The 24709-nt window shown below is 66.8% G+C and carries 24 protein-coding genes and 2 tRNA genes; 10 read left to right on the top strand and 16 right to left on the bottom strand.

All coding sequences use genetic code 11. The annotated features are described in order from the left end of the window. The first annotated feature begins 16 nt into the window (after positions 1 to 16). Positions 17 to 265, top strand: a complete 249-nt coding sequence (locus HMPREF3113_RS03735) for a hypothetical protein (protein ID WP_070470887.1) — start codon at positions 17 to 19, stop codon at positions 263 to 265. 12 nt (positions 266 to 277) lie between these two features. Here HMPREF3113_RS03735 and HMPREF3113_RS18305 read toward each other — a convergent pair whose 3' ends face one another. Then, a complete protein-coding gene (locus tag HMPREF3113_RS18305) occupies positions 278 to 538 on the bottom strand; it encodes a peptidase (protein ID WP_080341530.1) in 261 nt (86 codons plus the stop codon). Positions 539 to 826: 288 nt separating this feature from the next. Here HMPREF3113_RS18305 and HMPREF3113_RS03730 point away from each other — a divergent pair, with 288 nt between their 5' ends. The 3 genes from HMPREF3113_RS03730 (at position 827) to HMPREF3113_RS03720 (ending at position 2914) form a co-directional block, all read left to right on the top strand. Continuing rightward, positions 827 to 1867, top strand: a complete 1041-nt coding sequence (locus HMPREF3113_RS03730; protein WP_070471066.1) for a linear amide C-N hydrolase — start codon at positions 827 to 829, stop codon at positions 1865 to 1867. A 118-nt stretch (positions 1868 to 1985) separates the two neighbouring features. Further along, the gene (locus tag HMPREF3113_RS03725) at positions 1986 to 2189 is read left to right on the top strand and encodes a hypothetical protein (protein WP_019182784.1); all 204 of its coding nucleotides are present in this window, start codon (positions 1986 to 1988) and stop codon (positions 2187 to 2189) included. A 167-nt stretch (positions 2190 to 2356) separates the two neighbouring features. Then, positions 2357 to 2914, top strand: coding sequence for a DUF3011 domain-containing protein (locus tag HMPREF3113_RS03720; RefSeq protein ID WP_046273229.1), 558 nt, complete (start codon positions 2357 to 2359; stop codon positions 2912 to 2914). A gap of 116 nt (positions 2915 to 3030) precedes the next feature. Here the strand turns inward: HMPREF3113_RS03720 and dxs are convergent, their stop codons facing one another. From dxs to HMPREF3113_RS03675, 9 genes are all read right to left on the bottom strand, one after another. Then, entirely contained in the window at positions 3031 to 4941 is a 1911-nt protein-coding gene (gene dxs, locus HMPREF3113_RS03715) for a 1-deoxy-D-xylulose-5-phosphate synthase (protein ID WP_070470885.1), read from the bottom strand. 116 nt (positions 4942 to 5057) lie between these two features. After that, the gene (locus HMPREF3113_RS03710) at positions 5058 to 5717 is read right to left on the bottom strand and encodes an HNH endonuclease (RefSeq protein WP_019182787.1); all 660 of its coding nucleotides are present in this window, start codon (positions 5715 to 5717) and stop codon (positions 5058 to 5060) included. Between the two features lie 260 nt (positions 5718 to 5977). Continuing rightward, entirely contained in the window at positions 5978 to 7771 is a 1794-nt protein-coding gene (locus tag HMPREF3113_RS03705) for an acyl-CoA dehydrogenase C-terminal domain-containing protein (protein ID WP_070470882.1), read from the bottom strand. Positions 7772 to 7818: 47 nt separating this feature from the next. Continuing rightward, complete coding sequence (locus tag HMPREF3113_RS03700; protein ID WP_070470880.1) at positions 7819 to 8304, bottom strand: LEA/WHy family protein; 486 nt, start codon at positions 8302 to 8304, stop codon at positions 7819 to 7821. A gap of 174 nt (positions 8305 to 8478) precedes the next feature. Next, on the bottom strand, positions 8479 to 9018 hold the full coding sequence (locus tag HMPREF3113_RS03695) for a lipocalin family protein (protein ID WP_070470878.1): 540 nt from the start codon (positions 9016 to 9018) through the stop codon (positions 8479 to 8481). 123 nt (positions 9019 to 9141) lie between these two features. Further along, a complete protein-coding gene (locus HMPREF3113_RS03690; protein ID WP_083298715.1) occupies positions 9142 to 9858 on the bottom strand; it encodes a hypothetical protein in 717 nt (238 codons plus the stop codon). 127 nt (positions 9859 to 9985) lie between these two features. After that, the gene (locus tag HMPREF3113_RS03685) at positions 9986 to 10522 is read right to left on the bottom strand and encodes a hypothetical protein (RefSeq protein ID WP_070470876.1); all 537 of its coding nucleotides are present in this window, start codon (positions 10520 to 10522) and stop codon (positions 9986 to 9988) included. 95 nt (positions 10523 to 10617) lie between these two features. Further along, positions 10618 to 10693 (bottom strand) — tRNA-Phe (locus HMPREF3113_RS03680). Positions 10694 to 10896: 203 nt separating this feature from the next. Then, complete coding sequence (locus HMPREF3113_RS03675) at positions 10897 to 12078, bottom strand: YbfB/YjiJ family MFS transporter (protein WP_070470874.1); 1182 nt, start codon at positions 12076 to 12078, stop codon at positions 10897 to 10899. Between the two features lie 99 nt (positions 12079 to 12177). Between HMPREF3113_RS03675 and HMPREF3113_RS03670 the strand changes: the two genes are divergently transcribed. Next, entirely contained in the window at positions 12178 to 12978 is an 801-nt protein-coding gene (locus HMPREF3113_RS03670; RefSeq protein WP_254427754.1) for an AraC family transcriptional regulator, read from the top strand. Here HMPREF3113_RS03670 and HMPREF3113_RS03665 read toward each other — a convergent pair. Next, positions 12968 to 13357 carry a hypothetical protein gene (locus HMPREF3113_RS03665; protein ID WP_070470870.1) on the bottom strand — a complete coding sequence of 130 codons (390 nt, stop codon included), beginning with the start codon at positions 13355 to 13357 and terminating at the stop codon, positions 12968 to 12970. The genes HMPREF3113_RS03670 and HMPREF3113_RS03665 overlap by 11 nt on opposite strands. 223 nt (positions 13358 to 13580) lie before the next feature. Between HMPREF3113_RS03665 and HMPREF3113_RS03660 the strand changes: the two genes are divergently transcribed. Next, a complete protein-coding gene (locus HMPREF3113_RS03660) occupies positions 13581 to 14603 on the top strand; it encodes an NADP-dependent oxidoreductase (RefSeq protein WP_070470868.1) in 1023 nt (340 codons plus the stop codon). A 124-nt stretch (positions 14604 to 14727) separates the two neighbouring features. After that, complete coding sequence (locus HMPREF3113_RS18745; RefSeq protein WP_167390307.1) at positions 14728 to 14898, top strand: hypothetical protein; 171 nt, start codon at positions 14728 to 14730, stop codon at positions 14896 to 14898. 69 nt (positions 14899 to 14967) lie between these two features. Here the strand turns inward: HMPREF3113_RS18745 and HMPREF3113_RS03655 are convergent. After that, a tRNA-Ala gene (locus HMPREF3113_RS03655) sits at positions 14968 to 15043 on the bottom strand. Between the two features lie 103 nt (positions 15044 to 15146). Further along, positions 15147 to 15269 (bottom strand): hypothetical protein, encoded by a 123-nt coding sequence (locus HMPREF3113_RS19085; RefSeq protein WP_261798213.1) that lies wholly within the window; start codon positions 15267 to 15269, stop codon positions 15147 to 15149. A 278-nt stretch (positions 15270 to 15547) separates the two neighbouring features. On the opposite strand from HMPREF3113_RS19085, the gene HMPREF3113_RS03650 reads away from it, so the two are divergent. Continuing rightward, positions 15548 to 17893: a TonB-dependent receptor gene (locus HMPREF3113_RS03650; protein WP_026069716.1), complete on the top strand. Its 2346-nt coding sequence runs from the start codon at positions 15548 to 15550 to the stop codon at positions 17891 to 17893. 86 nt (positions 17894 to 17979) lie between these two features. Here the strand turns inward: HMPREF3113_RS03650 and rnd are convergent, their stop codons facing one another. Then, positions 17980 to 19059, bottom strand: a complete 1080-nt coding sequence (gene rnd / locus HMPREF3113_RS03645; protein ID WP_070471061.1) for a ribonuclease D — start codon at positions 19057 to 19059, stop codon at positions 17980 to 17982. Positions 19060 to 19311: 252 nt separating this feature from the next. Here rnd and HMPREF3113_RS03640 point away from each other — a divergent pair, with 252 nt between their 5' ends. Further along, complete coding sequence (locus HMPREF3113_RS03640) at positions 19312 to 21183, top strand: formylglycine-generating enzyme family protein (protein ID WP_254665232.1); 1872 nt, start codon at positions 19312 to 19314, stop codon at positions 21181 to 21183. Between the two features lie 103 nt (positions 21184 to 21286). Then, a complete protein-coding gene (locus HMPREF3113_RS03635; RefSeq protein ID WP_070470864.1) occupies positions 21287 to 22189 on the top strand; it encodes a M48 family metallopeptidase in 903 nt (300 codons plus the stop codon). Positions 22190 to 22219: 30 nt separating this feature from the next. Here HMPREF3113_RS03635 and xseA read toward each other — a convergent pair whose 3' ends face one another. Further along, complete coding sequence (gene xseA / locus HMPREF3113_RS03630; RefSeq protein ID WP_102788044.1) at positions 22220 to 23560, bottom strand: exodeoxyribonuclease VII large subunit; 1341 nt, start codon at positions 23558 to 23560, stop codon at positions 22220 to 22222. Positions 23561 to 23621: 61 nt separating this feature from the next. Then, positions 23622 to 24709 (bottom strand): tRNA epoxyqueuosine(34) reductase QueG (queG, locus tag HMPREF3113_RS03625; protein WP_343124048.1); only part of this gene is annotated, 1088 nt, incomplete at its 5' end.

Here is a 24709-nt window from a genome sequence, read left to right as displayed (position 1 = left end):
TTCAGGTGCCGGTTCGATGCGCGTACATTCGCTGTTCGGTGTGATGGTGACATCCGGCCTGGCCCTGTCTGGCCTGTCCGGGTGCGCCACCTATGACGATGTCGCCTCGCGCCCGCAGTGCGAGGATTCGCCGCAGGTGAAGGACCTGCCGGCGCAGGTCGCCCGCCGGGAAAGCCGCTGCAATGAGTTGAACATCCGGTTCAATGATGGTCGAGGCGGCGACAGCAAGCCGCTCGATTTCGGCGGCAAGAACAAGGATGGCTGATCCCGTGTGGGATCAGCGTTTCGCCGGCCCGGCCGGCGGCTCAGCGCAGTAGGCGGTGATGACCTCGGCGGTATTCTCCAGCCCCTTGGCCTTCGCCAGCTCCCAAGGACGTTCGCACTGCTGTGTGCGTTCGCACCAGCGGTAGCCTGCCGAGCCGATGCACCCGTGCGCATCGCGGTCTGCGCCCGGTACGCCCGCAGTGGGTGAGGGTGGCGGTGCAGGATGGGCGCAGGCGGTGAGGGCGGCGAGCAGGGGAAGCAGGGCGGCTCGAATGGACATGCACCCTCCATGGGCGCTTGAGGTCGCAGGCAGTCTCACGCCGGGTCCGTCGATGCCACGTGCAGGATGCCGGGTTCACTCCTCCATCACTTGGCGTGGGCTGATATGACGCGGAACGGTTCCGCCGATGCTGCGTTGTAGTGCATGACCAGCGCCGTGGAAGCGATGATGCGTTGAAGCAGGATGCTTGCGACGAGTCTGCGTGGGTATCGCCTGTATCAGGTTCGACGCCAGCTTGTCAGCGCCACGGCCAGGAGGCACGCCATGAAACTGCTGTTTTCGATGCGTCACATTACGCTTGCTGCGGCACTCACCTGTGTCTGCGCCCAGGCCGATGCCTGCACGCGCGTGGTGTACCTGGGCGACAACCAGGACGTGATCACCGCCCGCTCGATGGATTGGAAAAGCGATGTCGCCACCAATCTATGGGTGTTGCCCAAAGGCATCAGTCGCGATGGCCAGGCCGGGCCGCGCTCGATCCGCTGGACGTCGCGCTACGGCAGCGTCGTCGCCACCGGCTACGACATCTCCACCACCGACGGCCTCAACGAAGCGGGACTGTCAGCCAATCTGCTGTGGTTGGCCGAATCGGGGTACCCACAGCAGCGTGGCAGCAAACCCGGGCTGGCGATTTCGTTGTGGGCGCAGTACGCGCTCGACAATTTCGCCACCGTTGCCGAGGCCGTCGCCGCGCTGGAACGCGAGCCGTTTTCCATCGTGACCGACAAGGTGCCGGGCGAATCGCGACTGGCCACGCTGCACCTGTCCTTGTCCGACGCCAGCGGCGACAGCGCCATCGTCGAGTACATCAACGGCAGGCAGGTGATCCATCACGATCGCGCTTACCAGGTGATGACCAACTCGCCCGTGTTCGACCAGCAGTTGGCGCTGAACGCGTACTGGCAGGAGATTGGTGGCACCGTGATGCTGCCCGGCACCAACCGCTCGGCCGATCGGTTCGCACGCGCGAAGTTCTACATCAACGCCATTCCCAAAAGCGAAGATCCGGTGGTGGCGCTGGCGAGCGTGTTCAGTGTGATCCGCAATGTGTCGGTGCCCTATGGAATCACCACGCCGGGGGAGCCGAACATTTCTTCCACCCGCTGGCGAACTGTCGCCGATCACAAGCGCAAGCTGTATTTCTTCGAATCGGCGATGACCCCCAATACCTTCTGGGTGGATCTCAACAAGGCCGATTTCTCGCGCGGTGCGCCGGTGCTGAAACTCGACCTGGGGCCGGACCAGCGCAATGTGTTCGCCGGCGACGCGCTGCCCCGATTCCAGCCGGCCGAACCTTTCCGGTTCCTTGGTACCGATAGTTGAGCAAAATCAGACTAATCCGATACCCGTAGGCTGCGGCCTGCTCTATCGTTCCTGCTGAGGGATGGATCCCTCCCGTCGTGAGCTTCTCGCCCAGGCATGCCGCAAAGGAACGATCCGCATGGTGATCAAACTGCAACATATCGAACGCCGCTGGCACGTCGTGCATCCGGCCAAATCCGCACCGATCGCATTCCGCAACGGTGCTACCGCCTTTGACTTCGCCGATGCTCTGGCGCGCGAGCATTTTGCCGAAACCGGCAACAGCAGCGCCGTCCGGGTGCAGGTGCTGGAAACCTACGTGGACGCCGTGCGCTACGGCTGAGCGGCCGTGAAGCAGCCACCATAACGGATGTGACCGGCTTCGGTCGGCCCAGTCAGCCTCGCGTCGGGTACCTAAATAGGGCATGAAATCAGCGACTTCTGGCCTATGTCGCCCGGCCGGACGATCACCGATCCTGTGCGCCTCCCCACACAGCATCGAGGTCCCCCATGTCCAACAACCGCCCTTCCCAGGCAGCCAGACGATTGCGCTGGGCCGTGGTGCCGGCCCTGATGGCGCTGGCCGGTGCCGCCCAGGCGCAGAACTACGACCGCTACTACGACGACGGTTACAGCGGCGGCCCGGTGCGTTGCGAGTCGATCAAGAACCGCACGCAGCAATGCGCCTTGCCGGGCCGTGCCCGTCTGGTGCGGCAGATCTCCGGCTCGCCCTGCGTGGAAGGGCAGACCTGGGGCCAGGCCCGCAACGGCGTATGGGTGACGCAGGGTTGCCGGGCCGAGTTCATCGCCGAAGGTGGCCGCGGCGGCCGCTGGAATGGCGGCGGTGGCTGGGGGCACAACGGCGGCGGCAACAGTGGCCGGGGCCAGATCCTGACCTGCGATTCCAATGACCATCGCCGTCAGCGCTGCGTGGCCAATGTGCGCCGCGAGGCGCGGCTGATCCGCCAGACCTCGCGCAACGCCTGCATCGAAGGCCGCACCTGGGGCTGGGACCGTACCGGGGTCTGGGTGGACGGCGGCTGCCGGGCGCAGTTCCAGATTTACTGAGGGCCGCTGCACAGCGCCAGGGTGCGTGATGCAGGCTGAAACGAACGAGGCCGCGTCGATCAGACGCGGCCTCGGTGTTTCTGCGGCGAGCCCACCCGACGGTGGCCGACAGTGCGTCAGCCCGCTGCGCTGAGCGCCTGGCCGCTGTTGACCAACATCGGCCAGCGCTTGAGCACGGCCTGGCGGATCCCGCCGGCATCGATGCCGGCTTCGGCCAGCAGGTCTTCGCGGCTGGCATGGTGCTGGAAGCTGTCCGGCAGGCCCAGGTGCAGGAACGGCTTGAGCACGTTCTCGGCGTTGAGCAGCTCGGCCACGCCGGAGCCGGCACCGCCGGCGACCACGTTGTCTTCGATGGTGACGAAGCCTTCGTGGCGCTGCGCAAGGTCCAGCAGCAGGGCACGGTCCAGCGGTTTGATGAAGCGCATGTTGACCACGGTCAGGCCCAGCTCGCGGCCCACCTGTTCGGCGGCGGTCACGGTGCTGCCGAAGGCGAGCAGGGCGATGCGGCTGCCCGGCAGGCGCAACTCGGCCTTGCCGATTTCCAGCGTGGACAGGTCGGTGCCGGCGGCAACGCCGGTGCCGCTGCCGCGCGGGTAGCGCACCGCTGCCGGGCCGGCATGACGCAGGCCGGTGGTCAGCATCTGGCGGCACTCAGCCTCATCGGAGGGGGCCATGACCACCATGTGCGGAACGCAGCGCAGGAAGCTCAGGTCCAGGTTGCCGGCATGGGTCGCGCCATCCGGGCCGACCACACCGGCGCGGTCGATCGCGAACAGCACATCCAGCTCCTGCACGGCCACGTCGTGGACCAGCTGGTCGTAGGCGCGCTGCAGGAAGGTCGAGTAGATCGCCACCACCGGCTTGGCGCCCTGGGTGGCCATGCCCGCCGCCAGGGTCACGGCGTGCTGTTCGGCGATGGCCACATCGAAGTAGCGGTCCGGGTATTCCTTGCTGAAGCGCACCAGGCCAGAGCCCTCGCGCATCGCCGGGGTGATGCCCATCAGCTTCGGTTCGGCCGCGGCGGCATCGCACAGCCAGTCGCTGAAGACGTCGGTATAGGTCGGCTTCTTGGCCCCGCCCTTGGCGACCAGGCCCTTGTCCGGATCGAACGGGCCAACCGCGTGGTAACCGATCTGGTCACCTTCGGCGCGCTCGTAACCCTTGCCCTTGGTGGTCATCACGTGCAGCAGCTTCAGGCCTTTCAGGCTCTTGAGCGTTTTCAGCGTGGCGACCAGCGCCGGCACGTCGTGGCCGTCGATCGGCCCGGTGTAATGGAAGCCCATTTCCTCGAAGAACGTGGACGGCACGAACATGCCCTTCCAGTGTTCTTCCCAGCGTTTGACGAAGCGCGCGGTCGGGTTGTGCTTCTTGTCGCCGAGGATCTTCTTGCCGCCTTCGCGCAGCGCATTGAGCGTGCGGCTGCCGGTGGCCCGGCCGAGCATCTTGGTCAGCCCGCCGACGGCCTCGGAGATCGACATGTTGTTGTCGTTGAGGATCACCAGCAGGTTCGGTTCCTGCTCCATGCCGCCGGCGTGGTTGAGCGCCTCGTAAGCCATGCCGGCGGTCATCGCGCCATCGCCAATCACGGCCACGACCTTGCGGTCATCGCCTTCGGCCTGGCGTGCGATCGCCATGCCCAGCGCCGCGGAGATCGAGGTCGAGGAATGGCCGACGCCGAAGGTGTCGTACTCGCTTTCCTCGCGCTTGGGGAACGGCGCGACGCCGTCCTTCTGCTTGACGGTGTGGATTTCGTCGCGGCGGCCGGTCAGGATCTTGTGCGGGTAGGTCTGATGGCCCACGTCCCAGACCAGCTGATCCACGGGCGTCTGATAGAGGTAGTGCAGGGCGACGGTCAGTTCGATCACGCCCAGGCCGGCGCCGAAATGGCCGCCGCTCTTGCCCACCGACTCAATCAGGTAGGCACGCAGTTCATCCGCGATCGCGGGCAGTTCGGATTCATCGAACCTGCGCAGGTCATCCGGTGACTGGATGCGCGCAAGGCGGGGATAGCGGGCGGAGTCGATCATGTTTATCGCGCTTCTTCTGAGCGCCTATTTTCCCCCCCAAATGGGGGTGGGGCAAGCAAACCGCCTTTTCAGTGAGTAAACGGTGACGGCAGCTGCGACAGAACGTCGCAGTGCACTCAGGCGCAGAGCTTGGAGCGCTTGGGCAGCTGCGCCTTCAGGAACGCCATCTGGTCGGCCAGGATGTTGCGGTTGGACAGGATCATGTGTTCGATCCAGCTGGGCCGGTAAGGCACGGCCAGCAGCGGCATGCCGGCCTGCTGCGGGGTCCGGTTGCTCTTGCGCGAGTTGCAGTGGAAGCACGCACTGACCACGTTCTCCCACACGTCCAGGCCGCCCTTGGAGATCGGCATGACGTGGTCGCGGGTCAGTTGCGGGCGGTTGAACTGTTGCCCGCAGTACAGGCACAGATGCGCATCGCGCGCGAACAGGGCCGGATTGGAGAGATTCGGAGTGGGGTCGATCGCACGGGAACGGGCATGCCCGCGGGCGGCGATGATCGGGTGCAGGTCCAGCCCGCTCTGCAGGCCGGTGGTGCGGCAGATGCCGCCGCGGATGTGCAGGCAGGGGTCACCGAGGGTCCAGGCGACCGCACCGCGTGCGTAGAGGCAGGAGGCGTCCTGCCAATTGATCCAGTCGAGTACGCGCCCGTGGGCGTCCAGGGCCAATAACCGTACCGAGCCGGGCCGATGCAGCGTAACGATCGGCGATACCTCGGCGACCGGGGCGGACGAGGCTCCGGTATCGATCAGACCCAAGCGTGTAGTGTCTGTCTCCATCGGGAAAACAGCTTATACCCGAATCGTTACCAAATGGGTATAGGCGGCAGGCGCCTACCCATTTGGTAACGATTCGGCCCCGGGCATTCCAGCTTATCCCCGCGCCGTTGGCGCGCCCCCTTGAACATCAAGGGGGCTTTTCTCCAGCACGTGTATCGGGGTGCCGACCAACGGTCGGCACCTACCGACGATCAGGTATCGGTGCTCCGACTGGCGGTCGGCACCTACCGACGATCAGGCGTCGGTGGTCCGGCGACCGATCAACCTTCGCCGAAATGCGCGTCGGTCATCGCCATCAGCGGTTCGGCGCCGGCCTGGATCGCGGCGGCGTGGCTGAGCGTGCGGGGCAGCACGCGGGCGAAGTAGAAGCGGGCGGTCTCGCGCTTGGCCTGCTTGAACGCAGCGCTCTGCGCGGAGGCATCGGCGGCAGCGACGCTGCGTGCCCACCAGTAGGCCAGCACCACATAGCCCGAATAGAACAGGTAATCGAAGCTGGCCGCGCCGAGTTCATCGGGGTTGGTGGCCGCGCGCTGCAGGGTCGCCAGGGTCAGCTTGCCCCATTCGTCCGCCTTGGCGCGCAGTGGGGCGATGAACTCGGCCAGCGCCGGGTTGCCTTCATTGGCCTTGGCGAAGGCCTCGATCTCGGCCAGCATCAGTTTCAGGCCGGCGCCCTGGCTGGAGGCGGTCTTGCGACCGATCAGGTCCAGTGCCTGGATGCCGGTGGTGCCTTCATACAGCGTGGTGATGCGGGCATCGCGTGCCAGCTGCTCCATGCCGTGCTCGCGGATATAGCCGTGGCCACCGAAGCACTGCAGCGCGTTGTAGGTGTTCTCGATGCCCCATTCGGTCTGGCAGGCCTTGGAGATCGGGGTGAGGAAGCTCACCAGGGTGTCGGCGCGTTCGCGTTCGCCGGCATCCTGCGCATGGTGGGCGACGTCGATCAGGGTGGCCGCGTGCAGGGCCAACAGGCGGCTGCCTTCCACCAGCGATTTGATGGTCAGCAGCATGCGCCGCACATCCGGGTGGACCAGGATCGGGTCGGCCGGCTTTTCCGGGTTCTTCGGGCCGCTCAGCGAACGCGACTGCAGGCGCTCGCGGGCGTACTTCAGGGCGTTCTGGTAGGCGCGTTCGGACAGGCCGATGCCCTGCAGGCCAACGCCCAGGCGTGCGGTGTTCATCATGGTGAACATCGCCTGCAGGCCCTTGTGCGGCTGGCCCACCAGATACCCTTCGGCGCCGTCGAAATTCATCACGCACGTGACCGAACCCTTGATGCCCATCTTGTGCTCGATCGAGCCGCAGCGCAGCGCATTGCGCTCGCCCATCTTGCCCTCGCGGTCCACCTTGAACTTCGGGGTGACGAACAGCGAGATGCCCTTGGCGCCGGCCGGTGCATCTGGCAGCTTGGCCAGCACCAGGTGGACGATGTTGTCGGTCAGGTCGTGCTCGCCGGCGGTGATGAAGATCTTGGTGCCGGTGATAGCGTAGCTGCCGTCCGCGTTGGGCTCGGCCTTGGTCTTGAGCAGGCCCAGGTCGGTGCCGCAATGCGGTTCGGTCAGGCACATGGTGCCGGTCCAGCGGCCTTCGATCAGCGGCTTGAGGAAGGCCTCCTGCTGCCACGCCTCACCGTGCTGCTTGAGCGCCTCGATGGCGCCGTGGGAGAGCAGCGGGAAGTTGCCCCACGCCAGGTTGGCGGCATTGATCATTTCGTTGAGCGGCACGCCCAGCGTGTGCGGCAGACCCTGGCCACCCAGCTCCGGCGCAGCGGTCAGGCCGGTCCAGCCGCCCTCGACAAACTGCGTGTACGCCTGCTTGAAGCCAGGCGGGGTGGTGACCTCGCCGGTGCTCTGGTCCAGTACACAGCCGATCTCATCGCCCACGCTGTTCAACGGCGCCAGCACGCTGGCACTGAAACGGCCGGCTTCTTCCAGTACGGCATCCACCACATCGGCGGTGGCATCGGTCAGGCCGAGGCGCGCGAACAGCGGCTCGACCTTGAGCACGTCATGCAGGGCGAAACGGATATCGGAAAGCGGGGCGGTGTAGCTGCTCATCGGGGACGGTCTCGATCAGTGGCGAAGGGTGGCGGACAGCCCGCCGGTCAGCGCAGGACGCCGGCCAGGCCAGGGGCCTGGTTGAGCGTGCTGCGGCTGTCAATCTCGAAGGTGCGTTGCTTCTTTTCCTGCGGGGTCGCGCTCACCGAACCCTTCAGCGAATAGGCCAGGGTACGGTTGCCGGCCAGTGCATCGGCCATCACCAGGCGTGCGCCCGAGCTCGGCTTGAGGTCGACGTTGACCACATCGGCCGACACGCCACCAATCGACAGCGCCGGCTGCAGCTGCAGCGCACCGGCGTCCTGATCGCTCACCTTGAGCTGCAGGGACACGTTGTCGAAGGTCATGGGCATGGAGCTGAAGTTCTGCAGGCGCAGCGCGATCGTCCAGCTGCCATCGGCACGCACCGTCAATTCCTGCACGCTGGCGGCCGGCTCGGAGACGCGTTTGACCGTCTTGTTGCAGGCGGCAAGGGTCAGGCAGGCGACGGCGATCAGGCTGATGGGCAGGGCGGAACGGAAGCGGTGGGACATGGCGCAATCCTCGGGCGGATACTGCATGGGTATGAGCATACTACGGCGTATGGTGTCCGTGCTGCTCCGGGGCAGCAGGGGGCAAGGGTAGGGCACCGGGATGACCGGGCCACGTGCTTTTAGTCTGGGGGAACACGGCCGAGCGGCGGCGCGGCGCGTGGCCGGCGCGCCAGGTCAGTCCAGCGGCGCCATCACCCGCAACGGGGCCAGGTCATAGCCCATCGCCTCGGCACGCGCCTTGAGCTGCTCGAACAGGGCGGTGTCCATGCTCGGCGAACGCGAGAGGATCCACAGGTATCTGCGGTCCGGCTCGCCGACCACTGCCCACTGGTAGCCCGGATCCAGGGCGATCACCCAGTAGTCGGCCCAGACCAACGGGACCCAGGAGAGCCAGTCCGGCACGAAGCGCACCTGCAGCCTGCCAGGGTGACCCTCGACGGGCCGTGCCACGCCATCGGCGGCGACGCGATCGCCATCGGCCTGGCGGCAAGCGTTGTGCACGCTGATCCGGCCATCCGCGCGCAGGCTGTAGGTGGCGGTGATATCGCTGACGCACTTCTTCTGGAACGATACCGGCAGGTGCGCGATCTCATGCCACTGGCCGGCGTAGCGGTCCATGTCCAGCGCCTCCACCGAGGTCACCGGCGCGGCCGCCCAGGCCGACCCGGTGGCGGCGAGGGCGAGCAGGGCACTGATCAGATAGCGGCTGCGCATTGTCGACACTCCACACAAGACGCAGCGAGCTTAGGCACAGGCAGGACGGAAATTGTGAATATTCCGTCATGCAGTGGCCGTCTCACGTGGCTGGCGTGCGCGTGGCAGCGTGCGGCACCCGCGCTACCGACTGTCAGCGGAGAGTTCCCGCGTGGCGTTGCCGTTCTCGTCCAGGAAGCGCACCTTGGCGTCTCCCGCGGGCGTGACCACTAGCTCAAGCCGCGGCTTCCCTTGACCATCGCGCAGGGTCAGCATGGCATCGCGCGCATCAGATTTGCCAAGGAACACGCGCTCGGTGATCGCAGGAACGCCATTCCGATGAAGTGCTTCGTCCCGCTTGGAGAAGAACGGACGGTCCAGGCCGTCGGCAACGTCATTGAAGGTCAGCCCTGCCGAGTGTGTCCCTGCTTCGTCCACGCCCAGCAACTGCATCTGCTGGTCCTGCTGATAGCGATCAAAGGTCAGGCTCATGCCGCTGGAGGGCTTGCCGTTCTTGTCGAGCGAGCCGTTGTAGATCAGCCCGCCGTTTTCCGTGCCTTCATCGTTGAAGAACAGCATGCCTGCCATCGGGCGCGGATGCGGTTGCTCTTTGTTGTGGATGAGCACCCCGGGAAAGAGCGTGCGATTGGAGATCGCCAGTCGCAACGTCCCATCAGGTTCCTTGATGTTGATGCGCTGGGCATCGATGACGTCGAAGCTGGCGCTGCGCTGCGACGTCGCCCCCATCATCAACGCCGCCACGGCCAGGACGCCGAACCCCGCGTAGCCCAGCGTGAGTCTTCGTTGACTGCGTTTCAGCTGCGCGATCTGCGCCTGCAGCACGTCGATGCCGTTCGACATTCACTTCTCCCTGTGTGCGCGGCCATGAGGTGCGAACAAGCGTGGCCGCAGACGACACTGTCCGCCAGGTGAGCATGCCAGCGCGTGGCGATGAACGGCAAGGCATGCCATTGCGTCACGCAGGACATCATCCCTGGTCGGTTTGCCCGCTCTGCAATGCGCGATGGATCTCCGCCTCGATCATCGCTTCGTCGTCGCGTGCGGCCCAGCGGCTGATCCTGACGATCACCAGCACCGCGGCGGCGATGAGGTAGGCGGCAGGCACGACCGCCAGACTGGCGAACAGTGCGGGGGCGAGCTCGTGTGTGAGCTGCCAGTGCTTCACCACCGCCACCAGCGGAAAGATGAGCAGGCTGACGAACATGCCGATCACCAAGGTGCGGATGAAGGGGTGCATCTGGAACGCACCTTCCAGCCGCGCGCCGCGCTCGGTGGCAATGCACCGGCCGATGAAATACGGCTTGAACGAATTGGAGACGAAGGGGCGTTTCCAGCACAGGCGGATCCGTTGAGCGGAGACCTTCCCGCGCATCCCCGCGGCAGAAAGGCGAGGGCCGTGCTGGATCGACTGCCTGAGCTGCAGCACGGTCGCCTCGAGCGGGTGCGTGCTGTGGAAGACAGCATGGCGTTTGCCGAACAGCGCGGCGAACAGAGCACGAACCATGTGCAGACCCCCCTTCCTTGAACGATGCGCGATGTGGCCTGGTCGAACGCCAGACAAAAAAAATGACCTGCATTTCTGCAGGTCATCTGAAATTGTGGTGGCCGGGGACGGAATCGAACCGCCGACACGGGGATTTTCAATCCCCTGCTCTACCAACTGAGCTACCCGGCCACTTCATCGCTGCGTTGCCGCTGGCGAGGACGCGAATAATACGGAGGTATGAGGGGTTCGGCAAGCGTTTCGCGAAAAAAATTTCACATTTGTTTCCAAACCCTTGTCCGCCCACATCCAAGTGCTTGATCCACCGGGCTCGAGCACATCACCGAAGCGCATGAACGTCGGTTCAGGCGGATGCGTTGCGCCGGTGCAGTTGATCAGCCCGGGGTGGATCGTGCGTCGTTGGGCATGCACCACAACAGCACGATGCCGATCACCATCATGATCGCCGCCAGCACCAATGCGCCCTGGTAGCTGCCGCTGTCGCGCGCCAGCGTGCCGGCGATCGCGGGGGCGATGATCTGGGCGACGCCGTAACTCAGCGTCAACGTCGCCATCGCCTTGGCAGGATTGTGCGGGTAGTGGCGACCCACCACGGTCAGGGTCAGACTGACGATGCCGGCGAAGGTCAGGCCGAACAGCACCGCGCTGGCCGCGCCGGCCCACAGCCCGCCATCCAGCAAGGGCAATACGAAGGACGTGGCCTGCAACGCATACGCGAGCATCAATGCACGGATCAGGCCGAGCCGGTTAGACAGCCGGTCCCAGGCAAACGTCGAGGGGATGGCGGTGAGGCCGACCAGCATCCACACCCAACTGCCGTGGCCGGCGAAGGCAGGGGTCTGCACCAGGATGGCGACGATGAAGGTCGCGCTGACCACGAAGCCGACCCCCGCGCAGAAGTACGAGGCGATCAGCAGCCAGCGCCAGCGCCGCCCGGGTGGCGGGGGAGCGTTGGCACCCGTCGTGCTGGAGATCGCTGCCGGCGGCGGCATCCATGCCCAGGCCGGGATCAGGAACACCACCGCGAGGGTGCCCAGGGCGATCCACTGCCGGGAGGACGCCAGTTGATCGGCCATCGCCGCAGCCGCCAGGCCCGAGACCGCGATCCCCACCCCGAGGCCGGCGAAGTGCAGGCCGAGCTGTGGGCGGCGCTGATGGGCTAGCAGCCAGTTGAGCACCAGCCCGGAGGCGAGCAGCAGGCCGGCGGTGCTGGACAGGCCGGCCACGAAGCGCAGCACGCCCCAGAAGGCCATGTCCGTGGTGGTGCCCATCAGGCCGGTGGATACCACTGCCAGGACCAGTCCGATGCGGTAGAAGCGGAATTTCAGCTGCATGTCGCCGACCCGGGCGACCAGCACGGTGCCGGCCAGGTAGCCCAGATAGTTGAACGTTGCCAGCCAGCCGCCGGCGGCGGCCGTGAGCCCGGCGTCGAGCCGCATCACCGGCAGCAGCGGGGTGTAGGCAAAGCGCGCCAGGCCAACCGTGAGTACCAGCGCGCAGATGCCGGCCGTGATGACCTGCCAGGCGTGGCGGGGATGCGGGACCGTGAGGGACATGGGTGTGGAGGGGAGCGGGGAGGGCCCATCGTCGGTGGGGGGAGGTGACCGCGTCTTTCGATAGAATGACCCATCCTGTCGATGAGACGTCACATGGCCATGGCTGAACCTACTGCGCCGGGTTGGCGCGAAGTTCCGGTGCCGCCGCTGCGGCGTCTACCCTGGCCGGTGGTGGCGCGCAGCCAGCGACTGGAGGCCGGCGAGCGCTTCCCGCCGCACGTGCACGGCTGGAACCAGCTGGTCCACGCCAGCACGGGTGTGCTGCAGGCCAGCGCCGGGCAGGCACGTCACGTGATCACCCCGCAGCAGGCGCTGTGGGTGCCGACCGGCACGCTCCATCACACGGGCGCGTTGAACACCTCGGCGTTCCGCAATCTTTACGTGGCCGATGGCCCGGAACTGGGTATGCCCACGCATTGCGTGGTGCTCGATGTGTCACCGCTGCTGCGCGAACTGATCATTGAACTCGATCGCACCGTGCCCGATCACGACCGCACCTACTACGCCACCTTGTGTACCTTGATCACTGCGCAGTTGCCGCGCCAGCGGCAGCACACCCGGCACCTGCCGTGGCCGCAGGATGCGCGCCTGCAGCGCTGGTGCCAGGCGCTGTACGAGCAACCCGCCGACACCCGCAGCGTGAATGACTGGGCACCCTTGCTGGGTGCATCGCCGCGTACCCTGGCGCGCCACTTTGAGCGCGAGACCGGCATGCGCCTGCGTGAGTGGCGGTTGCGGCTGCGCCTGCTGCGCGCCATTGAGTGGCTGGCGCAGGGGCGTTCGCCCACGGTAATCGCGCACGAGCTGGGCTATGCCTCGGCGTCGGCGTTCAACTACATGTTCCGGATCGAGATGGGCATGAGCCCGCTGCAATGGAGGCGCGCACGCCCTACGGCGTGACCGGGCAGGCCAGGCTGACCAGGCGGTCATCCTCGAAGCGTGCGCGGATCATGCCCTTGTCGGCTTTGCCTGCGGGCCACTCCGCGTCGGCCCCTGCACCGGGCAGGGGATTGCCCAGGTGGAAGTACACGCGGCCACGGCTGTCGCCGACCTGCACCTTGTTGCATGCCACGATGGGTGAAGCCATCTCGCCGCAGTCGCCCTGCAGCAGGCACAGGCGCGTGTGGCACTTGCCTGCACCGGACGACCAATGGCCTTGCGCGGCCAGGCAACCGGGCTCGGTCGCCAGGATCGCCCAGCATGCCAGGCCGAACACGGTGGTGGCGGACATCAACCCGGGCAGCAGGTAGCGGCGTCGGCGGGAAGCGGGAACGTTCATGACGCGATCATGCGCCCTGGCCGGCGGCGCGGGCAACGCATGCGCGGTGCAGCGTACGAATGGAATGCTGCGACGCCATCGGGACGATCGGTCCCTGTCGCACAAGGTGATTGCACAGCCGCGTCGTCCTGCACCGATGGAACGCTGTTTTACCCCCCGCCCGCACGTGCCCGGACGGCGTACTGTCGGGATTCCTTTTCCGTCTCCCCGGAGCGATCCGCTGATGAACGCACTTACCAACACCCGCATCGTGCTCGCTTCTCGCCCGAACGGTGCTCCCGTCTCATCCAACTTCCGTATCGAGCACGTGCCGGTGCCCGCGCCTGGCCCGGGCGAGGTGCTGCTGCGCAATCGCTATCTGTCGCTGGATCCCTACATGCGTGGTCGCATGGAGGAGGGGCCGTCCTACGCCGCACCGGTTGCGCTGGATGCGGTGATGGAAGGGCGCACCGTTGCTGAAGTGCTCGCCTCCAACCATCCCGGTTTCGCCATCGGCGAGCATGTGCTGGCACCGGGCAACTGGCAGACGCACGCGGTCATCCATGGCGATCAGCTCAGCCGCAAGCTCGAGGACAACGACCTGCCGATCAGCACTGCACTGGGTGTGTACGGCATGCCCGGATTCACGGCGTACGTGGGCCTGCAGGAAATCGGCAAGCCGCAGCCGGGCGAAACGCTCGTGGTGGCGGCTGCCAGTGGCCCGGTGGGCGCAACGGTGGGGCAGATCGCCAAGCTGCAGGGGGCGCGCACGGTCGGCATTGCCGGTGGCGAGCAGAAGCGCGCGTACCTGGAAACACTGGGCTTCGATGTGGCGCTGGATCACCGCGCCGACGATTTCGCCGCGCAGTTGCGCGCGGCGGTGCCCGACGGCATCGATGTCTACTTCGAGAACGTCGGCGGGCATGTGTTCGATGCGGTCGCGCCGCTGCTCAACGATTTCGCGCGCATTCCCGTGTGCGGCACCATCGCCACCTACAACGCGCGCGGCGCGGTGCTGCCCGGGCCGGACCGGCTGCCGGGTTTCATAAGCCAGGTGCTGCGCCAGCGCCTGACCGTGCGCGGCTTCATCCAGTCCGACCTGCACGCCTTCTTCCCGGCGTTCCTGCGCGAGATGGGGCAGTGGCTGAAGGACGGCCGCGTGCAGTATCGCGAAGACATCGTGGAGGGCCTGGAGAACGCGCCCGAGGCATTCTTCGGGCTGCTCAAGGGGCGGAATTTCGGCAAGCTGGTGGTCAAGCTGGATTGACCGGCGTATCGCGCGTGAGCGCGACGTGTGCGAGGCCGTGTCGATCGTGATTCGTGCATCACGATCGGCTGGTTAGTCTGCCCTTGAAGGCGCCGTCCCGGTGCCCGCATCAGTGAGTAGAACCATGGCAGACACCAAGCCCAGCGAACAAGGCAAGCAGGAAGGCATCGAAGAGAGCCAGCAGGACCGCAAGCAGGACGATACCGCCAAGCAGCGGCCGGGACAGACCGATCAGGCGATCCACGATGCAGGCACACGCCGGCCGGAGCGCAAGGACAATCCCGAGGGCGCGTAAGCAACCCGCGCAACCTGCAGAAACAACAACGCCCCGGAAACCTGGTTTCCGAGGCGTTGTCTTGAATAGTGGTGGAGCCAAGGAGGATCGAACTCCTGACCTCGTCGATGCGAACGACGCGCTCTCCCAGCTGAGCTATGGCCCCACGGGTGGTGCAACTGCGTGGCGTACCCGACCTCGGCCGTACCTCGCGATGGGCCTAGTCTAGCGCCGACCGGCATTGCCTGCCAAGGGGTGCCTGGTCCGGGTCACGGGCCGGCGCCGGGTGTCCTGCCAGGTGCCCATTCGACCTGCCGCAGCAGGGCTTTGTCCAGCTTGGCCGCCACGCCGACGCTGCGCCCGGCCAGGTTGGCCACCACGAAGGGCGACAAGCGCCGGGCGACATGTGACCGATGGCCCGGTAGGCGTCCAAACCCGAACGCTGCCCTTCCGGCGCGCGCGTGGGCCGGGCATAATCCGCGCCAGAAAACGCGGCCGCATAGCCAGTGGACCAGGGGGGCCGGACAGCCGTCGCCCAGAACGCCCTGACACCAATCTGCAACATCCAGCCAATACCGTGCCGCATCGCTGTCTCCACAGCGGTGTCGATTTCCTATGGTGCCCGGCCATCTCGCCGGCTGCCCCGATCTGTACTACCAGAGACCTCTGCATGCCCGCTCTACGCCACGCCCCTGTGTCGACGCGTCTTCTTTCCCGTTCCCTGCCGGCCGCCCTGCTGCCGCGCCGCCACGCCCTGGCGCTGGCCTGCGCTTCGGCTGCGCTGATGCTGTCCGCTGCCGCCTCGGCGCAGGACGCGCAGTCGGCCAGCGCGACCTCGCTGGACACCATCACCGTTACCGCCGACCACCGCGAGCGCAACCTGCAGGAAGTGCCGGTCTCGGTCGGTGTGGTGCAGGGCGAGAAGATCCGCGACTACACCGCCGGCGGCGACGACACCCTGCTGGCACTGTCGGGCAAGGTGCCCAGCTTCTACGCTGAAACCACCACCGGCCGCATCTTCCCGCGCTTCTACATCCGCGGCCTGGGCAACATCGACTTCTACCTGGGTGCTTCGCAGCCGGTCTCGATCATCCAGGACGACGTGGTGCTCGAGCACGTGGTGCTGAAGTCCAACCCGGTCTATGACGTGGACCAGATCGAAGTGCTGCGCGGCCCGCAGGGCACGCTGTTCGGCCGCAACACCACCGCCGGCATCGTCAAGTTCGACACCATCAAGCCGAGCCAGGACTACAGCGGCCGCGTGCAGGCCAGCTACGGTACCTACGGCAGCGTGGCGATCGACGGCGGCTTCGGTGGCCCGATCAACGATATCGCCTCGTTCCGCGTGTCGGCGCTGTACCAGCACCGCGATGATTACGTCGACAACACCTACCGCGGCCCCAGCGCCGATGGCACGGTCTCGCCGAAGAAGAACGCCATGGGCGGCTTCGACGACCGCAACGTGCGCGCGCAGCTGCTGCTGCAGCCGACCGAGAACTTCTCGCTGCTGGCCTCGGCCCATGCACGCGACTACGACGGCACCTCGACCCTGTTCCTGCGCAGCGCGCTGACCAAGGGCTCCAACAAGACCGACGTGCCGCGCGACCAGGTCGCCTACGACGAAGCCGACAACAACCCGCAGGCCTACAAGACCTACGGCGGCTCGGTGAAGGCCATCTACGATTTCGGCAACGTCTCGCTGACCTCGATCACCGCCTACGAAACCACCTCCGGCTACAGCCGCGGTGACACCGACGGCGGCGCGGCCGTGAACTACCCGGTCAACGGCGTGCCGAACGGTTACGGCCAGTCGATGGGCCAGATCCGCGATCTGGACCAGTGGACCCAGGAGTTCCGCCTGGCCAACGCCGACGACAACCGCCTGAAGTGGCAGGTCGGCGCGTTCTACTTCGACGGTCGCGACACCACCGATTTCTACCAGCGCGCCTGGTTCCTGCAGGGCAACGCGCGCAACCCGAACAACTGGGTTCGCCTGCGCAACGTCAACACCTCCTGGGCCGGCTTCGGCCAGGTCAGCTATGACGTGACCGACAAGTTCACCCTGACCGCCGGCCTGCGCCAGACCAAGGACGAGAAGAAGACCCGCCTGCTCAAGACCGCCGATACCGCCGCCGGTGCCGTGACCTACAAGGGCCGCACCTACGTGGAGATGTCCGACACCACGCCGAGCTGGGATTTGAGCGCGATGTATGCGTTCAACCCGCAGCTGAGCGTGTACGCGCGCGTGGCCCGCGGCTTCCGCGGCCCGACCATCCAGGGCCGTTCGGCCGTGTTCAATGCCGACTTCACCACGGCGAACTCGGAAACCATCCTGTCCTGGGAAGCGGGCATCAAGAGCAGCCTGTGGGACAACCGCCTGCGCGTGAACGCGGCTGCGTTCACCTATGTGGTCAACGACATCCAGCTCAACGGCAACGATTCGGACGGCAACGGCGTGCTCTTCAACGCCGACAAGGCCAAGGCCTACGGTCTGGAAGCGGACATGGAGCTGCGCCCGATCCCGAACCTGGCCCTGAGCGCCGGCGTCAGCCTGCTGCACAGCAAGATCCAGGACGACCGCGTGTACGCGCAGGTCTGCGCCCTGAACGGCGCCGTGGTGTGCACCGTGAACGACCCGACCATCAAGGTCGGTGCCAACACCTTCGCGCAGATCAACGGCAACCCGCTGCCGAATGCACCGAAGTACAACATCAACCTGGCCGCGCGTTACGACATGCCGGTCAATGACGCCGATGTGTTCTTCGTCTCCACCGACTGGAACAAGCAGGGCTACACCAGCTTCGTGCTGTACGACTCGGCCGAATTCAACTCCAAGGGCAGCTTCGAAGGCGGCCTGAAGCTGGGCTACTCGGCCAACTACGGTGCCTGGGAAGTGGCGCTGTTCGCGCGCAACATCACCAATGAGAAGAACCTCAAGGGTGTGATCGAGAACTACATGGCCGCGGTCTACAACGAACCGCGCACCGTGGGTGTGTCGCTCAACATGAACTGGTAAGACCCACGTCGCCGGTGCTGCGCTGCTGCGGCACCGGTGTGTCGGATCCAAGAGACAACGCCCCGCAGATGCGGGGCGTTGTCGTTTCAGGCAGGTGGCAGCAGAGGGGCCAGGATCGGCTCGAGCTGCGCCTGGCGCCAGCCGGCCAGCGCCGTGGGCCACTGGCGGCGTTCAATGTAGCTTTCCAGGTGCTTGCGCGAGGCCAGTACGCCGTCGGGCAGGCCAAGTTCGGCACTGCGCGCGCTGACCGCATCCTGCAGCCGCTTGAGGGCCTGCTTGTTGGCATCGTTGGCCGGCAGCGCCAAAGGGGCTTCGGCTTCATCGGCAAGCGGGGTGATCAGCGCCTGCCAGACCTGCGCGGCGAGTTTGCGCGGGGCCTTGGGGAAGCCTTCCATCAGTTTGGACAGCGCATCCACATCGGCCGGCGGCGTGCGTGCCAGCACGGCGGCCAGTTCGTTGTCGAGCACCCAGCTGCGCGGCTTGTCGCTGGCGCGGGCCTGCACGTCGCGCCAGCGCAGCAACCGCAGCAGGCGCAGCTGTGCCGGGGTATCCATGAACTGCGCCGAGCGCATCGCCACATGCGGCCAGCGCTCTTCATCGTGTTCCACACTGGCGAGCAGGCGCTCGGCATCGTCCTGCAGCCACTGGCGGCGGCCGAGTTCTTCCAGGCGTGCGTCGATGGTGTCGTGGATCTGGAACAGGTACTCCACGTCGTCGGCGGCGTACTCCAGCTGTGCCTCCGAGAGCGGGCGGCGCATCCAGTCCGAACGGGTCTCGCCCTTGGCCAGGGTGACGCCGGTGACCGCAGTGACCAGCTTCTGGTAACCCATGCCGCCGCCGATGCCGGCCAGCGCAGCGCCGATCTGGGTGTCGAAGAGCGGGCGTGGCAGCACGCCGCAGGCGACCTTGAAGGTGACCAGGTCTTCGCTGGCGCTGTGCATGATCTTGAGGATCGAGGTATCCGTCAGCCACGGGGCCAGGGCCTCGTTCATGCCGGGGATCAGCGGGTCGATGAGCAGGATTTCATCGCCGACCGCCATCTGTACCAGGGCCAGTTGCGGCCAGTAGGTGCGCTCGCGGATGAACTCCGTGTCCAGGCCGATGCGGGTGGGGCGCTGGCGGAAGCGCTCGTCCAGTTCCGCCGGGGTTTTGATCCAGTAAGCCACGTGGGATTCCATGTACTGCAAAGGGGTGCTCAGGTCGGGGAGGATAGCCTAACCCCGTGCCACGGCCGGCATGCCTGCGCAGTGCGATGAACGCCCGGGCTGCCAGCGGTCGCCGCCTGCGACGGTGGCGATTATGATGATCGCCTGTCCGCACCTGCGGCATGCCGCCTGGAACGCGACTGCACCCGGGGCACACGGCGTAAGGCAGGGTGCAGGCACTGCAAGACGATGCCATGCCCCAAGGACCCCCATTTGCGACCGTCAGGCACATTGCCGCTGCTGTTCACCGCACTGCTGGGGGTGCTGGCCGCCTGTTCGCCCGCGCCTGCGCCCGCCCCGGCAACCCCAGCGGCCACGCCCGCTGCGCCGCGGCCCACGCCCAGCACACCGGTGGCGCAGGTCACCATCGGTGGCGAGGATGCGGCCGAGACCGTGGAGCGCTGGCAGCCACCTGCGGTCACCCTCGTCGACGGCGAAGCCGCGCAGGCACGCCGTGACGCCGCGCGCGCCTTCGAGGAAGACCGGCTGTACCGCAGCGCCGAGGATGCGATTCCGATCTGGCTGGCGCTGCTGGAGCGCGATCCCAAGGACAGGGTGGCCCAGGCCGGCCTGAAGCGCGCCCGTCAGCGTCTGCTGGAGGAAGCGTCCGCCTTGTTGGACCGCCCGCTCAAGCAGCGTGAGGCGCTGGCCCAGGCCAGCGAGATGGCCCTGGTCCTGCTGACCCTGGCGCCCGACGATGCCAAGGTACGTGAGCTGCAGTCACGGGTGGAGATCGCCCAGCGCGTGGTGGCCTACAACCGCGCCGGTGAAGAGGATCTGCGTGCCGATCGCATCGGCGAAGACGGCGATGGCGCCATCCCCAATTTCCGCGAGGCGCTGGCGCTGGATGCGGACAATCCTCGTGCCCGGCAGGGGCTGGCCGCCGCAGAGAGCGCCCTGATCCGGCGTGCGGAAACGGCCGCGCGGGCCACTGACTTTGCGACCGCGGGGACGTGGCTGGCCGAAGCGGCCAAGGTGCGTGACTCTTCGATCACCATCGCCGATGCCTTCGAGCGCATCGAGAACATCCGCTCTGACACCCTGGCGCGGCTGCGCAACGAGGGCCTGCGTGATCTGGCCACGCCGCAGGGTCTCAAGCCGGCGCGGCAGAAACTGGAAGATGCCCTGCGCATCGCATTGCCCGGTGATCCCGTCGTGGGCCAGCTGCGCGAGCGCATCGAACTGGTCACCCATTACGGCAGCTTCCGGCCGCGGCAGGTGTTCAGCGATGCCCTGCGCGATGGTGGCCGCGGGCCCCAGATGATCGTGGTGCCGCATGGCGGATTCCAGATGGGCGCCGCCGAGAACGAACTGGGCGCGACCGATGCCGAGAAACCCTCGCATTACGTGCGGTTCGAGCGCGGCTTTGCGATGTCGATCACCGAAGTGACGGTCGCCGATTTCCGCCGCTACGTGCAATCCACCAAGGCCCGCCCACGTGCCACGCGGCGCGGGCATTCGATCGTGTACGACGAGCGCAGCGGCAACTTCGTCCGCCGCAGCGGCGTGGACTGGCAGTCCGATTACAACGGCGCCGAGGCGATCGCCAACCTGCCGGTGATGCACGTCAGCGTGCGCGATGCCGAGAATTACGCGACCTGGCTGTCCGAACAGACCGGACGCTCGTACCGCCTGCCCAGCGAGGCCGAATTCGAATACGCGCTGCGCGCGGGCAGCAGTGGCCGCTACCCGTGGGGCGATGCGGGCACGCCGCCCGCGCGCGCCGGCAATTTCACCGGCGCCGAGGATGTCTCACCCTCCGGCCGGCACTGGTACAACGCCTTCGTCGGCTACGGCGATGGATACTGGGGGCCGGCGCCGGTGGGCAGCTTCGATCCCAACCCCTGGGGCCTGCACGACATCGCCGGGAACCTGAGCGAGTGGGTGGCCGACTGCTGGCATGCCAGTTACCGGCGGGCACCTGCCGATGGCGTGGCCTGGTTCAACCCCGGCTGCCGGCAGCGGGTGATCCGTGGCGGCAACTGGGCCAACGCTCCGGCACAGACCCGCGCGGCGTGGCGGCAATCGCAGGACTCGGACACCACCAGCGCCCGGATCGGCTTCCGCCTGGTCCGCGGTATCTGACCAACGGCGCGCCGGGTCGGATTTTCACCCGGCCACCCACCGCGCGTTCTAGGATTGGCGCAGTGTCGGGCAGGGTGCCGCGGCCATCTCAGGAAGCAAGCGCATGCGCAACGATCCATTCGGCGGTCAGCAGCAGGGCCGCGCCCGGCGGCCGGGCCTGTTCGGCAACATCCGCTGGTGGGTACTGCTGGCCTTCGCCGGCTATGCCGCGTTCTACTGGTTCTCCAACCGTGCGGTGGATCCGTACACCGGCGAAAGCGTGTTGATCGACAGCTCGCTCGATGCGAGCCAAGAGAAGGCGCTCGGCCTGCAGGCCTACCAGGAAATCCTGGCCCAGGAGCGGCCGTTGGATCCGAATGCGCCACAGTCGCGCGAGATCCAGGCGATCGCCCAGCGCCTGATCGCCAAGGTGGACGTGGTGGAAACCGCGCTCGCCGAGGAACATGGGTTGAAGCCTGCGCACTTCGCGCGTGACTTCGAATGGGAGGTCAACGTGATCCCGTCCGACCAGGCCAATGCGTTCTGCCTGCCGGGCGGCAAGATGGCGGTCTATACCGGGCTGATTCCGGTCGCGCGTACGGTGGATGCGATGGCGGTGGTGATGGGGCATGAGATCGCGCATGCCTTGCTGCGCCATGGCGCGCAGCGCATGGCCCAGCAGAAGATGACCCAGATCGGGCAGATGGCCGGCGCCGCCAGCGGCATGGACCCGCAACAGCAGCAGATGATGATGTCGGCGATGGGCTACGGCTACCTGTTGCCCTATGCGCGCAGCCATGAAACCCAGGCCGATGAAGTGGGCCTGATGCTGGCCGCCGCGGCGTGCTTCGACCCGCAGGAAGCGATTCCGCTGTGGGAGCGGATGGGGCAGGCCAGTGGGGGGCAGTCGACCTCGGAATTCGCGTCCACGCATCCCAACCCGGGTACGCGGATCCAGAACCTGCAGGCGTTGATGCCCAAGGCGATGGAATACCGGCAGAAGTTCTGCGAAAGCGCGGGGCGTTGAAGGCGAACGGCGTGGCGTGGGCGCGCTGGGTCAGCGCGCCGGTTCGTTGACCGTTACGTCGATCACGCCGTCCTGCACGCGTGCCTGGAGCGTATCGCCGGGGCGCACCTGTAGCGGCGAACGCACCAGGCTGCCATCGTCCTCGCGGGTCAGGATGGCGTAACCGCGCGCGACGGTGGCCAGCGGGCTGACTGCTTCCATCGAACGGGCGAGCGCGCGCAGGCGCAGATTGTCGCGCTGCAGCTGGCGGCCGATTGCACTGTCTGCACGTGGCAGCAGCCGTTGCAGGCGCTCACGCAGGGCATCCAGCCGGCGCTGCGGGTGACCGCTGCGCAGTACAGTCGCGGCGTGGCGCAGATGGGCCAGGCGGCCCTGATGCTGTGTCGTCCACGCTGCGTGCAGGCGACGCGCGACATCCTGCTGGCGGCGCTGCAACAGCTGCAGGCGTGATTGCGGGCTCTGTGCGTTGAGGCGCAGCAGGGCGCGGTCCGCGCGCTGCATCGCTTGCCCGAGGCTGTGCCGCTGCAGCTGTGCCAGGCGCGCATCCAGGCGGCGCACGCGCAGCAGCAGGTCGCGCTGGTCGGGTACCAGCAGTTCGGCCGCGACCGAGGGCGTGGGCGCGCGCAGGTCGGCGGCGAAATCGGCGAGGCTGAAGTCGGTTTCGTGACCCACCGCAGAGACCACCGGTGTCTGGCTGGCGGCAATCGCGCGGGTCAGCTGCTCGTCGTTGAACGCCCACAGATCTTCCATCGAGCCGCCGCCGCGGGTCAGCAGGATGACATCGTAACGGCCACTGGCATCGGCCGAACGCAGCAGCGAGGTCAACTGCGCGGCGGCGCTGTCGCCCTGCACCAGGCTGGGCAATAGATCCACTTCCAGCATCGGGAAGCGCCGTTCCAGCACGCTCAGCACGTCGCGCACCGCCGCGCCGGTGGGCGAGGTGATCACCGCCAGGCGGCGCAGATGGGCCGGCATCGGCCGCTTGCGCTCGGGCGCGAACAGGCCCTCGGCCTCCAGCCGCGCCTTGAGCTGCTCGAAGGCGCGGCGCAGGGCGCCTTCGCCGGCTTCTTCCATGTGGTCGAGCACCATCTGGTACTCGCCGCGGGCTTCGTACAGGGTCAACCGGCCCCGCGCGAGCACGCGCATGCCTTCGCGCGGCACGAACTTCAGCCACTGGCTCTTGGGCTTGAACAACGCCGCGCGGATCTGCGAGCGCGCGTCCTTCAGCGTGAAATACATATGGCCTGAGGCCGGGCGGGTAACGCTGCCCAGTTCGGCTTCCACCCAGATCAGCGGGAACGCGCCTTCCAGCAGGTCGCGGGCCAGGATGTTGAGCTGGCTGGGCGTGAGAATCTGCGCGCTGCGGTCCATGGGGGGCATCAGGCCAAACGGTACGAACGGGGGGCCATGGTCGCACGTCGGCGGCGATGCTTCATCCCGCGGCGGCGCGCGTGGCGTGCTGTTGCAGGGCCCAGGCTACATGCTCGCGCACGATCGCCGAAGGGTGCTCGCGCCGTGCCTGCAGCGCGGCCAGGGTCTCGGCATGGGTCGGTGCATTGCCCAGCGCCACGGCGATGTTGCGCAGCCAGCGTTCATGCCCGCTGCGGCGGATCGGGCTGCCTTCGGTGCGGCGCAGGAACTCGTCTTCCTCCCAGGCGAACAGCTGGGCAAGCGAGGCGGTGTCCAGGTCATTGCGCGCGCGGAAATCGGGCTCGTCGGTGCGCTTGGCGAACTTGTTCCAGGGGCAGACCAGCTGGCAGTCGTCGCAGCCGTAGATGCGGTTGCCCATTGCGGTGCGCATCTCCTCGGGAATCGCGCCGTCATGTTCGATGGTGAGATAGGAAATGCAGCGACGTGCATCCAGGCGGTGCGGGGCGATGATCGCCTGGGTCGGGCAGACATCGATGCAGCGCGTGCAGGTGCCGCAGTGCGCGCTAGCGGGTGTATCCACCGGCAGCGGCAGGTCGATGTAGATCTCACCGATGAAGAACCACGAACCGCCCTGCTTGTCGATCAGGCAGGTGTGCTTGCCGATCCAGCCCAGCCCGGCATTGCGCGCGAGGGCGCGCTCCAGCACCGGCGCCGAATCGACGAACACGCGGTAACCGAAGGGACCGATTTCCGCGGCGATGCTGTCGGCGAACTTCTGCAGCCGGTTGCGCATCAGCTTGTGGTAATCGCGGCCCAGCGCATACCGCGCTACGTAGGCGCGGTCGGCGTCATGCAGGGTGTTCCAGGCTTCGGCGTCATCCTTGTGGCCGTAATCCATGCCGACCGAGATCACCCGCACCGTGCCCGGCAGCAGTTCATCCGGCCGCGCGCGCAGGGTGCCGTGCCGCGCCATCCACTCCATCGTGCCGTACAGGCCCTTGGCCAGCCAGTCGGCCAGATGGGCTTCGTCCTCGCGCAGATCGATCCCGGACACGCCGCAGCGCTGGAAGCCATGCACGCGCGCGATCGCACGGATGCGGTCGGCGGCGCGGGCCAGGTGGACGGGGGCGGGGAGGGGGACGGGGAGGG

This window comes from Stenotrophomonas sp. HMSC10F06 (assembly GCF_001807865.1).
Lineage (GTDB): Bacteria > Pseudomonadota > Gammaproteobacteria > Xanthomonadales > Xanthomonadaceae > Stenotrophomonas > Stenotrophomonas bentonitica_A.
This window is presented reverse-complemented; position numbering and strand designations above follow the sequence as displayed.